This window comes from Peptacetobacter sp. AB845, assembly GCF_047528295.1.
Classification (GTDB): Bacteria; Bacillota; Clostridia; order Peptostreptococcales; family Peptostreptococcaceae; genus Peptacetobacter.
Map to the genome: position 1 here is coordinate 1341141 of NZ_CP180001.1, position 11778 is coordinate 1352918.

The window sequence follows — 11778 nt, forward strand, 5'->3', positions numbered from 1 at the left end:
CCCAGGAAGTATCTTTTCTGGGGTTTTAAATTATAATATAAAAGGAGAATTTATGATAAAGACAATTAATCTTAGTAAGCAATTCTCTGGAATATACGCATTCAAAAATGTTAACTTTCATTTAAAAAAAGGTGAAATACATGGAATAGTAGGAGCAAATGGATCGGGGAAAAGTACTTTTTTAAATGTATTATTCCAAGATAGAAATATTCACCTTACTGGAGGATATGAAGGAAAGATAATATTTGATGGCGAGAAAATGAAAATAAACACTACCAGAGAAGCAATTGAATTAGGTATTGGAAAGGTATATCAGGAATTTGCACTTGTAAATAGTATGGATATAGCTTCAAATATAAAGATAAATAGCAATAATTTTTTAGGTTCATCAAGTGATAAAACAAATAAAGATTTTCTATACATAGATAAGAAAAAAAATGAAAAAGATGCTGAAGAAGTTTTGAGAGAAATGGGCATAAAAGTAGATGTAAAATCATCTCTTGAAAATCTAAATGTAAGTGTAAAGCAGTTTATCGAAATTGCTAGGGAAATAAGTAATAGAAATTTAAAAGTTCTATTTTTGGATGAGCCGACTGCATCTCTAAATAAAGAAGATACAGATATATTCATGAAGATAGTAAAATCACTTAAAGAAAAGGGGATTTCTATAATATTTATATCTCATAGACTTGATGAAATAACAGAGCTTTGTGATGAGGTAACTGTATTCAGAGATGGAGAAGTGGTTGCTAACTACCAAAAGGATGAATTTGATATAGAAAAAATAGCTATAGATATGATTGGGAAAAAAGTATCTAAAGCTGTTAATGAGCATAGAGACAATACTCAGAAAAAAGAAAATATATTAGAATTAAAAAATGTTTCTATAATAGAAAAAAACAATAAAGTTATTTCTGATATAAACATGGAAATAAAAAAAGGCGAGATTCTAGGAATAACAAGTCTTGCAGGACATGGACATACTGATATTTCGTATGCTATTATGGGAATTCATAATGTAGAGGGAGATATAGTATACAAAGGAGAAAAGCTAAATACTTCTAAAACAGACAAAACTATAGAAAGTGGAATAGTTATGGTTCCTGATGAAAGAAAAGAAAGGGGACTTTTACTAGAAAGTGATGTAACAGATAATATTATATACACTGCTTGCTATAGTAAAGGAAAATTCTTGAAATATCCTAAGTTAAAAGGATTATCTTTATTAGATAAAAAGCGGATAAAAGAAACAGTAGACGAATCTATAAAAGAATATAATATAAAATGTAGTTCGCCACAGCAAAAAGCTAGAGAGCTTAGTGGAGGAAATCAGCAGAAGATTTGTATAGCTAGAGCTGTAATAACAGAGCCAGAAGTTCTTTTTGTAAGTGAGCCTACAAGGGGGATAGATATATTCTCTAAGGAAATAATACTAGATACTTTAGTAAATCTAAACAAAGAAAAAGGTACTACAATAGTAATGGCTTCAAGTGAGATAGATGAATTAAAAAGAATATGTGACAGAGTAATAGTAATGTACGAAGGAAAAATATTTGATATATTATCTCCAGAAGAAGATGATGAGGTATACAGCCTTGCAATTTCGGGTAAAAGGAGGGTAGAGCATGAATAAATTGAAAAACATAAAGTTTCCTAAAATGAAAGCACCTCAGATAATAATAACAGTTTATCTTCTTATAATGCTTTCATTTATATCTAAAATAGATATCTCTCTTTATTCTATATTCAACGACTCTCTTATTAAATTTGCAATGAACTTTGTGTTAGTTCTATCTTTAATACCTATGCTAAAATGTGGAGTTGGAATGAACTTTGGTATGGCAATAGGTATAATAGCAGGACTTATAGGAATGTGTATATCTATTGAATTAAAAATGGGAGGAGTAGCAGGATTCACATTAGCACTAGCTATAACAGTGGTAGTTGGAGCTATATTTGGGTTCTTGTATTCTAAAATACTTAATAGATTAAAAGGAAAAGAAGATGTAATAGGGATGTTCTGTGGATATTCATTTGTATTTATAATGAATATATTCTGGACAGTTGCACCATTTAAAAATAGAATGATGCTTTATCCAATAGGAGGACAGGGACTTAGACCTAAGATATCTCTTGAACTTTTCTACAATAAAATATTAGATAACTTTTTAAGTATAAAAATTGGAAAGATAGTAATTCCACTTGGATTACTTCTATTTGTCGGTTTTATAACTCTTTTAATAATGTTATATTTCAAAACAAGAGCTGGTAAAACAATGGAAGTAATTGCAGAAAATGAAAAATTTGCAGAACTTTCAGGTGTAAGTATAAATAAATATAGAACGATAGCTATAATTCTTTCAACAGTAATAGCTGGGATAGGTATATGCGTATATACTCAGAGCTACGGTTTTGTACAGTTATACGATGTACCGCTAAACTTCTCGTTCCCAGCAGTTTCTGCTATATTGATTGGTGGAGCTTCAAGAAAAGAAACAAAGGTAGTTCACGCGGTAATAGGTACTTACCTATTCCAGACAACGTATTTATTATCTATACCAATAGCAAATGCATTACTTATGCCAGAGCTTGCAGAAACATTAAGAATGATAGTAAGTAATGGAATTATACTTTATGCATTCATATGCGAAGGAGGGGAAAAAGGATTATGGAAAAAGAAAAAATAAAATTATTTATAAGAAGAAATATAGTTCCTATAATATTCATAGTTATGTGTGTATCCATGATCCTAATTTCTAATGTAGGACTAAGCTTCTTAGCTAATGAATTATATAGAAGAATTGTAAGAAATACTATTATGATAATAGCTCTTTTAATACCTATAATGGCAGGTATGGGGATTAACTTCTCTGTTGTAATAGGTGCTTTATGTACTCATTTTGCAGCAATTATAATAGTAGATAGACAGATTGAAGGTGCTATGGGGATAGTAGCAGTATTTGTACTTGCTCAGGTACTTGCACTTATATGTGGAAATATTATAGGACATATATTAAATAAATCTAAGGGTAGAGAGATGATAACTAGTTTAGTAATCGGTCTACTTGGAACAAGTATATATACTCTTATATTCTTAGCTGGATATGGAACAATAATAAAACCACACAATCCTAATATAATGTTATCCACAGGAATTGGTATACAGACTATGATAGACCTTATGCCTTTAAAACAGGTAATAGTTGAACATCCATATATACCGATATTATTTATAGCAGTCGCTACTATAATAACAAAATACCTTATGGGAACTCAATTTGGTGCAAAATTAAAGGTAATAGGTGATAATATGAATAATGCCTATGCACTTGGAATAAATGTAGACAAAATGAGAAGATATGCGATAGTAGTCTCTACAATGCTTGCTTCAGCAGGACAGATAATGTTTGTGCTTAATATAGGTAGTATAAACGTATATACAGGACATTTAAATGTAGACGTATTTGCATGTGCATCAATACTTGCAGGTGGAGCTACACTTAATAAAGCTAGTTTAAAAAATGTATTTTTAGGGGTAGTTCTTTTCCATACTATGTTCATAGTATCTCCTATGGCAGGGAAAGTACTATTTAGTAATGTTGCAATTGGGGAATACTTCAGAAGTTTCGTCGCATATTCTACAATAGTAATATCTCTAATAATGAATATACACAATGAAAAACAAGGGGTCTCAGACTAAACATAAAATAAAATTGGGAATTTTAACATATAAAAAGCTATTATAAAATTTAAAGAAAATCACTTTTTAATGCTCAAAATCACAAATAATCTCTTCTCCAGGCTTCAATGCGTGGCATTAAATCGTTGAAAAAACAACGATGCCACGCATTTGCAGATTGTCGAATTCGATTTATTTGTGATTCCAAGCAAAAAGATGATTTTCTAAATAAATTTTTATAATAGCTTTTTTTACTTAAAAATTATCAATTTTATTTTAGAAAAGTCCTTGACTACAGAATTGCCAAAATAATAATATAAATATAAAAATACTTTGTAGTATTTTACTTTTGTGTTTAAGAGCTGAAAAGATATAAAAATATGTTATAAGGAATTAAAAAAGCCCATTCTTTTTGATTGTGATTATGAATTATTCGATATCGACAATCTGGAGGCGACCCACAACATTTAAATGTGTTAGTTTAATGGGTGGGTCGCCGAAGCCTGGAGATGAGAATATTCATAATTTCAATCAAGAAAAAGAAGGGCTTTTTAATTCTTATAACATTCATTTTAAAGATTTTCAGTTCTATATTTTTCCATTATCTGTCCAAATATTTCAGATGCAGAAGGTGGTGTATATGTTATTGCGTTTGCACCAGCTTCTATTGTTTCTATTATTGATTCTGAAGTATTCCCACCAGTTGCTATGATAGGGATAAATGGATGGTCTTTTCTTATTTTTCTTACAAGATTTGCAGTTTCTTTTCCTGCAGAAACGTTTAAAATAGTTGCACCTGCAGCTATTCTTGCATCTATGTCATCTTGATCATGACATACAGTAACAACTATAGGTATGCTTATAGTATCTTTCATTTCACTTATTAAAGTGTTTTTTGCTGGAGAGTTAAGCACTACTCCAAAAGCTCCATGTAATTCTGCATCTAAAGCAATTGCAATAGATCTATTTCCAGAAGTGATTCCACCACCAACACCACAAAATACCGGAGAAGGAGATACATCCATTACAGCTTCATTTATAGATTGTTGTGGGGTGAATGGATAGACAGCTAAAACAGCATCTGCGTTATTGTTTTTTATTATCGATATGTCCGTTGAAAAAATAAGGGATTTTATCCTCTTGCCAAATATAATTATTCCACTAGCCATATCTATTTCTTTTGGAACACAAACTATTTTATTTTTAAGCTTTGATTCTATAACAGGAACCAAAGAATCTTCTGATGAAGTAAGTCTATAGACCATGTTTTCGTTTAATTTAAGATTTTCCATTAATTACCAATATCTCCTTTTCAAGTTTAATCTATAATATTTTTAATATTTATTTATAATATTCATTATTAAATAATATCATAAAAATTATTGATGAGAAACTAAAAAATTATTAAAAGTTAATTATTACAAATTATTGTAAAAAACGTATTCTAGTTGAAGAAAAATTCATATAATAAATAAAAATATATAGAGATTAGGATATTTAAAAATATATAAAATTAAAGCAGTTACAATATACTCTTATTAAATCAAGCGATTAGTGATATAATAATATATATTAAATGATACAATTGGAGGTACTATGAAGAAATATACACTTATATCGCCATGTTTTTTTGGAATGGAAAAAATGTTGGCTACAGAAATAAAAAATTTAGGATTTGAGATAGAAAAAACTGAAGACGGAAGGGTAACTTACAAAACAGGTGAAGATGGTATAGCTAAGGCAAATATGTGGCTTAGATGTGCAGAAAGAGTAAATCTAAAGGTTGCAGAATTTGAAGCTAGAACATTTGATGAGCTTTATGAAAATACTAAGAGAATAAATTGGGCAAAATATATACCTTATGGTGCACAGTTCCCAATATCAAAAGCATCATCTATAAAATCTAAACTGTTCAGTACAACTGATGTTCAGTCTATAGTAAAAAAAGCTATAGTTGATAATTTAAAAAAATCTTACCTAGAAAGTGGTAGATTAAAAGAAGATAAAGAAAAATATCCTATATACGTATTTATCCACAAAGATAAGGTTACATTATCAATAGATACTACAGGAGATGCTCTTCACAAAAGAGGATACAGAGAAAAGGCAAATAAAGCTCCAATAAGAGAGACTTTAGCAGCAGGGATAATGTATCTAACTCCATGGAGACCAGGAAGAACTTTAGTAGACCCTATGTGTGGTTCAGGAACTATACTTATAGAAGCTGCTATGATGGGATTAAATATGGCTCCAGGACTTAATAGAGAATTTATATCAGAAAAATGGAGAACAATAGACAAAAAAATATGGTGGGATACTAGAAGAGATGCATTCGACCAGATGAATGAAGATTTAGATTTTAAAATATACGGATATGATATAGACCCTGAAACTATAGAAATAGCAAAAGAAAATGCAGAAATTGCAGGGGTTGCTGATTATATAGAATTTAATGTTGCAGATGCGACTGAATTTAAAAGCGATGAAGAATACGGATTTATAGTTACAAACCCACCTTATGGGGAAAGACTTGAAAGTGAAGAATCTGTAAAATTACTTTATAAAGAATTGGGATATGCGTTTAGAAGACTAAAAAATTGGTCATATTATCTAATAACTTCTTTTGAAGAATTTGAGTATGAATTTGGACAGCAGGCGACTAAAAAGAGAAAACTTTACAACGGTATGCTAAAAACATATCTTTATCAGTACCCAGGTCCAAAACCACCTAGAAAAGAAAAAAATGACTAAAATAAGGGGGAATTAGATGAAAAAACTAATTAAGCTTATGCTACTTGCAGTTGTTATACTAATGACAACAACGGGGTGTAGCACTAGCACAAAATCTCCAGAAAAATTGCTGACAAAGCCTAACTATGATGAAGAAAAAGCTCTTTTAAATTCTGGAATATCAAAAGTTCTTTATCAGAATGTAAATTTAATATTCCCAGAAAATCTAAAAGAAAGCGGTAAAATAAATTACGTCGACTTAGATGAGGATGGAAAAAATGAAATTGTGGCATTCCAGAAAAAAGAGAAGATAAACTCTGATAGTAAAGTAGGATTTTTAATTTTAAGAGAAGATAAGGAAAGCTATTCGTTCTTAGAAGAAGGGGTTGTACTCGAAAAAGGAGATAAAATAGAGTACGGAGGATTCTACGATTTAGACGGTGATGGAAGCAAAGAGATAATAATGCAGTATAAAGATCAAAATGATGTATCTAGATTAAAGGTTTATTCATTTAAAGATAATAAAGTAAGTGAAATATACCGGTTAGATGATATATTTACAGAAGGAAATGTAATTTTTAAAAGTGCATCAAACTTAAATAATACCTCTGATTCGTCATCAATTGGAGAAATAGACAGTAAAAAGATAAAAATAAGCTATATAGACGATGATAATAATATCGATATGATAGTACTAGGATATAATTCTAGTAATAGAAAATTAAAAGTGAGTCTAGTTCAGTTTACATCAGAAAATGCGGTTGTAAAGGATGTAAAAACTATAGATGATATAAATGGAATATCAGAGGCATACATTACAATTGGAAATATTTCTAAAAATGAAAAAGGAATACTTCTAGATTTACCTATTGGAAAAGATGGGGTTGTTGGGACAGAGGTTATGTATATTAAAGATGGAAAGTTTGTAAATGTTGCAAGCTGCAAAGATGAGCAGATGAAAAAAGCTTATTATGTCCCAGTTGGAGATATAAATAAGGACAACATAATAGATATACCTTCTATTTCGGCAAATAGCTCTTCGTTTATAGATAAATCTTATGCATATATTACGTATTATCAATGGAGCGGTAATTCGGATACTAACTTTATGCATATAAAAGGTCAAAGTTACTATAATTATCAGTACAACTTCAGATTTGATTTACCTAAATCAATGTACAATTCTCTTTATACAGAACAGAAGTATGAAGGAGAAAAAATTCAGATAGAGTTTAAAGCTACAAATATTAGAACGGGGACACTGGAAACTGCTTTTACTGTAGTTGTTAAGCCTAAAAATGGAAGTATAGATGATAAACAGAGCCTAGGTAATACAAAAGATGCTGTTCGGATTTTAGATAATGAAGATTATTCTTACGATTTAATAATAAATAGTAAAAGAATACTAAAAGATTACAGCGTAAAAGAAGATGAATTGAAAAAAAGTTTTTCTAATGTATATGAATAAATATTAAATATAACGAAAGGGGAATAGTAGGATGAAAGAAAAAATTTTAATTCTTGAAGATGAGATAGGTATAAGAAGTTTTGTTAGTATAAACCTAAAAAGAGAAGGTTACGATATAATAGAAGCTGGAACAGGTCAGGAAGCAATAGAAAAAATAGATTCTGAAGATGGAATATCAATAGCATTATTAGATGTTATGCTACCTGATATGAGCGGTATAGAAGTTTGTAAATATATAAGAGCTAAATACGACCAGGTTGGTATAATAATGCTTACAGCTAAATCTCAGGAAGAAGACAAAATAGAAGGATTTATGTCTGGAGCAGATGATTATATGGTAAAACCATTCAGTATAAAAGAATTAATGGTAAGGGTATCAGCACTTATAAGAAGAGTTAATAAAGAAAGTGCACCTGCAAAAAATAGTGAAATAGATTTACGGCCATTTAGATTAGATGTCGATAAGAGAAAACTATATAAAAATGGCGAAGAAATAGAATTAACACCAACAGAGTTCTCTATAGTTAAATATCTTATGTCTAATGCAAAACAGTCTTTAAGTAGAGAAAAAATACTTGAAGAAGTTTGGGGAACAAACTACTTATATGACTTCAAAATAGTAGACGTAAACATAAGAAGAATAAGAAATAAAATAGAGGACGATCCTTCAAAACCAAAATATATACAGACTATATGGGGCTATGGTTATTGTTTTAGAAAGGAAGACTAAATGTTACACTTTGAAGGTTTAAGAAAAAAAATAATTAAAAATTATTTTGTAATAATTATAATTGTAGTAGCACTTTTTGAGGGGTTGTTTATGTTTTATGTGCAAAATTACTACTACAATTCAGTAAGACAAACTTTAGAGTCTAGAGTAGAGTATATAAATGGTTCATACAATACTGTATCGATGGAAACAGTTAGTTTTGAAGATAAGGTCAATAGTATTTACGAAAAGCAGATGAATGATAAAAATACAAAATATGGTATTTCTATAATAGATAAAAATAGAAATATGATATTAGACCAGTATGGATTTAAGACACATGAAAAAGTAAACTTTATAGATGTAAATAGAGCATTAAAAAATGGTAAAAACTTAGTTCCATACACATACAAAATTGCTTCTACAGATGAACATGTTATGAGTATAGCTGTACCATTAAAGGTAAATAATGTTGTAGAGGGAGCTGTTAGATACACAGTTTCTCTAGATGCGATAGATAGAGAAATTATAAAGCTTATGGCATGGCTAATTATGATAGGTGTTGTAATACTTATAATAGCTATTGCAATTAGTTTAAAATTTGCCGAAAGTTTAATAACACCTCTTACAGAACTGAAAAAATTTGCCAATGAATTATCTTGCGGTAATTACAATGTTAAGCTAAAGAGCAATAAGATTGTAGATGATGAAATTGGTGAGCTTGCCGAAACATTTGAAAAAATGGCTGTAGAAATCGATAAGAATGAGAAATTAAAGAATGAGTTTATTTCTTCAATATCTCATGAACTTAGAACTCCTCTAACGTCTATAAAAGGTTGGAGTGAAACTCTTGGTTACGAAGGAATTAATAAAGAAGAGCTAGATATGGGTCTTGGAATAATTCAGGACGAGACAGAAAGACTTATCAAGCTAGTTGAGGAATTACTTGATTTTTCAAGACTTTCATCACAGAGAATAAAACTTGTTATAGACTCAGTAGATGTTGAAGGACTGGTTGTTGGGGTAATAAATCAGTTAAAGGTAAAAGCTGCTGAAAAAGATATAAGATTATTATTCGAATTTGAATGTGGAGAAGTGAAGAATATACAGGGTGATAAAAATAGATTGAGACAGGTTCTTATTAACTTAGTTCAAAACTCACTTAAATTCACAGCAGTTGGAGGATTTATAAAAATAACAGTAAATCAAGATAGTGAAATGACGACTATATCTGTTACTGATAATGGATCAGGAATAGATAAAGAAAATCTTGAAAGGGTATTTGATAAATTCTTCCAAGAAGATTACAATAAATCAGGAAGTGGATTAGGTCTTGCTATAAGTAATGAAATAGTAAAACTACATAATGGAGAAATGAGCGTAGAAAGTAAGAAAAATGTCGGAACATCTATAACATTTACCCTTAAAAATAAATTAATAAATAATATTTAATAAATATAACGATATTTTAAAAATTTCTGATAATTTGTATTGACACAGAAGAAAATATGATTTATTATATAAATATGTTAAAAATAAATGAGTAATCGTTGAAAAAGGAAGTAGCTCAGAATTATTTTATAGAGAGCAGGGGATGGTGGAAGCCTTGCATTGAAGTCTGAAGTGAATAGAGCTTTAGAGATTGTTGTGAAATTCTTAAAGATATAAGCAACAGGTAATCCTGCCTTAAAGGAAAGAGTGGATAGTATTACTATCAATTAGAGTGGTAACGCGGATTATATTTCGTCTCTTGGTTTTCCAAGAGGCGATTTTTTTATACTCAAACCAAACTAATTGAATTTTAATCTATCAAAGAGAGTGGTACCACGGAAATATTCGTCTCTCAGTGAAATTTTCACTGAGGGACTTTTTTATTACCCAATATCACAAATTAAAAAAGTAAAATATAAGATTAAAAAATTAAAAAAAGGAAGAGAACAAAGGGAGGAATTTAAAATGAAAGAAAAAGTTGTATTAGCATACTCAGGAGGATTAGACACATCAATAACTATACCTTGGTTAAAAGAAAACTACGATGATATAGAAGTTATCGCTTGCTGTGGAAATGTTGGACAGGACGATAATATGGAAGATGTTTACAAAAAAGCATTAGAAAGTGGAGCATCAAAAGCTTACGTTGATGATATATCAGAAGAATTTGTAACAACTACAATATATGCAGCTATAAAAGCTGAAGCTAAATACGAAGGAAAATACTTATTAGGAACTTCACTTGCTAGACCAATAATAGCTAAAAAATTAGTTGAAGTAGCTCATAAAGAAGGAGCAAAATATATCTGCCATGGATGTACAGGAAAAGGAAATGACCAGGTTAGATTCGAAGCTACAATAGCAGCATTAGATCCAACTATAAAAGTTATAGCACCTTGGAGAATATGGGATATAAAATCTAGAGAAGATGCTATAGATTACGCAAATGAACATGGAATAAAAGTTAAAGCTACAAAAGAAAAAATATACTCAGAAGATGCTAACCTTTGGCATGTATCAACTGAAGGTGGAGATATAGAACACCTTGAAAACGAACACAAAGAAGATATATACAAAGAATGTGTTACTCCAGAACAGGCTTGTGATACACCAGAATACGCAGAAATATACTTTGAAAAAGGTGTTCCTAAAAAATTAAATGGTGTTGAAATGGCTCCAGTAGAATTAATTCAGGCAGTAAATGCTCTTGGTAAAAAACATGGTATAGGAATAATAGACATAGTAGAAAACAGATTAGTTGGTATGAAATCAAGAGGAATATATGAAACTCCAGGAGGAACAATTCTTTACGAAGCTCATAACATATTAGAAAGTGCTTGTATAGATAAAGAAACTCTTCATTTCAAACAGAGAGTAGCTATAAAATTCGGTGAACTTATATACGATGGATTATGGTATTCAAAATTAAGAGAAGCAATAGAAGCTTTTATGGACTGCACACAGGAAAATGTAACAGGTACAGTAAAAGTTAAATTATACAAAGGTAACATAAAACCTGCTGGAATATTTGCAGATTCTCCATTATACGATGAAAGTATATCTTCATTCGGAAATAGTGAATACTACGACCACCACGACGCAGAAGGATTCATCAACTTATTTACACTACCTCTAAAAATTAGAGCTATGAAAGAAGGAAAATAAATTTATAAAAATTTAAGAGGATAGATAAAATTAAGA

9 protein-coding genes and 1 other annotated feature are annotated in these 11778 nt (G+C 29.9%); of the genes, 8 read left to right on the top strand and 1 reads right to left on the bottom strand.

All coding sequences use genetic code 11. The features are described 5' to 3' along the window. Positions 1 to 52: 52 nt before the first annotated feature. The 3 genes from ACK2WO_RS06285 to ACK2WO_RS06295 are packed head-to-tail and all read left to right on the top strand — an operon-like array spanning position 53 to position 3700. Complete coding sequence (locus ACK2WO_RS06285) at positions 53 to 1633, top strand: sugar ABC transporter ATP-binding protein (RefSeq protein ID WP_414697092.1); 1581 nt, start codon at positions 53 to 55, stop codon at positions 1631 to 1633. Continuing rightward, positions 1626 to 2687, top strand: coding sequence for an ABC transporter permease subunit (locus tag ACK2WO_RS06290; RefSeq protein WP_414697093.1), 1062 nt, complete (start codon positions 1626 to 1628; stop codon positions 2685 to 2687). The genes ACK2WO_RS06285 and ACK2WO_RS06290 overlap by 8 nt, the downstream gene beginning before the upstream one ends. After that, positions 2669 to 3700, top strand: a complete 1032-nt coding sequence (locus tag ACK2WO_RS06295; RefSeq protein WP_414697094.1) for an ABC transporter permease subunit — start codon at positions 2669 to 2671, stop codon at positions 3698 to 3700. Before ACK2WO_RS06290 ends, ACK2WO_RS06295 begins: the two co-directional genes overlap by 19 nt. Positions 3701 to 4251: 551 nt before the next feature. Here the strand turns inward: ACK2WO_RS06295 and ACK2WO_RS06300 are convergent. Continuing rightward, a complete protein-coding gene (locus tag ACK2WO_RS06300; protein ID WP_414697095.1) occupies positions 4252 to 4971 on the bottom strand; it encodes a hydrolase in 720 nt (239 codons plus the stop codon). 304 nt (positions 4972 to 5275) lie between these two features. Between ACK2WO_RS06300 and ACK2WO_RS06305 the strand changes: the two genes are divergently transcribed. The 5 genes from ACK2WO_RS06305 (at position 5276) to ACK2WO_RS06325 (ending at position 11742) form a co-directional block, all read left to right on the top strand. Further along, positions 5276 to 6430 (top strand): THUMP domain-containing protein, encoded by a 1155-nt coding sequence (locus ACK2WO_RS06305; RefSeq protein ID WP_178412102.1) that lies wholly within the window; start codon positions 5276 to 5278, stop codon positions 6428 to 6430. A 16-nt stretch (positions 6431 to 6446) separates the two neighbouring features. Beyond that, positions 6447 to 7877, top strand: a complete 1431-nt coding sequence (locus ACK2WO_RS06310) for a hypothetical protein (protein WP_414697096.1) — start codon at positions 6447 to 6449, stop codon at positions 7875 to 7877. 31 nt (positions 7878 to 7908) lie between these two features. Then, positions 7909 to 8607 (top strand): cell wall metabolism DNA-binding response regulator WalR, encoded by a 699-nt coding sequence (walR, locus tag ACK2WO_RS06315; protein WP_178412104.1) that lies wholly within the window; start codon positions 7909 to 7911, stop codon positions 8605 to 8607. Further along, positions 8608 to 10038 (top strand): ATP-binding protein, encoded by a 1431-nt coding sequence (locus ACK2WO_RS06320; RefSeq protein ID WP_178412105.1) that lies wholly within the window; start codon positions 8608 to 8610, stop codon positions 10036 to 10038. Positions 10039 to 10127: 89 nt separating this feature from the next. Further along, positions 10128 to 10340, top strand: a binding site (T-box leader). Between the two features lie 202 nt (positions 10341 to 10542). Next, positions 10543 to 11742, top strand: coding sequence for an argininosuccinate synthase (locus ACK2WO_RS06325; protein ID WP_006440177.1), 1200 nt, complete (start codon positions 10543 to 10545; stop codon positions 11740 to 11742). Positions 11743 to 11778 lie beyond the last annotated feature (36 nt).

What these genes read in the sequence shown, in the direction of transcription:
- ACK2WO_RS06285 (WP_414697092.1), top strand. Translation starts at nt 53, where the DNA reads ATGATAAAGACAATTAATCTTAGTAAGCAATTCTCTGGAATATACGCA.
- ACK2WO_RS06290 (WP_414697093.1), top strand. Translation starts at nt 1,626, where the DNA reads ATGAATAAATTGAAAAACATAAAGTTTCCTAAAATGAAAGCACCTCAG.
- ACK2WO_RS06295 (WP_414697094.1), top strand. Translation starts at nt 2,669, where the DNA reads ATGGAAAAAGAAAAAATAAAATTATTTATAAGAAGAAATATAGTTCCT.
- ACK2WO_RS06300 (WP_414697095.1), bottom strand. Translation starts at nt 4,971, where the DNA reads ATGGAAAATCTTAAATTAAACGAAAACATGGTCTATAGACTTACTTCA.
- ACK2WO_RS06305 (WP_178412102.1), top strand. Translation starts at nt 5,276, where the DNA reads ATGAAGAAATATACACTTATATCGCCATGTTTTTTTGGAATGGAAAAA.
- ACK2WO_RS06310 (WP_414697096.1), top strand. Translation starts at nt 6,447, where the DNA reads ATGAAAAAACTAATTAAGCTTATGCTACTTGCAGTTGTTATACTAATG.
- walR (WP_178412104.1), top strand. Translation starts at nt 7,909, where the DNA reads ATGAAAGAAAAAATTTTAATTCTTGAAGATGAGATAGGTATAAGAAGT.
- ACK2WO_RS06320 (WP_178412105.1), top strand. Translation starts at nt 8,608, where the DNA reads ATGTTACACTTTGAAGGTTTAAGAAAAAAAATAATTAAAAATTATTTT.
- ACK2WO_RS06325 (WP_006440177.1), top strand. Translation starts at nt 10,543, where the DNA reads ATGAAAGAAAAAGTTGTATTAGCATACTCAGGAGGATTAGACACATCA.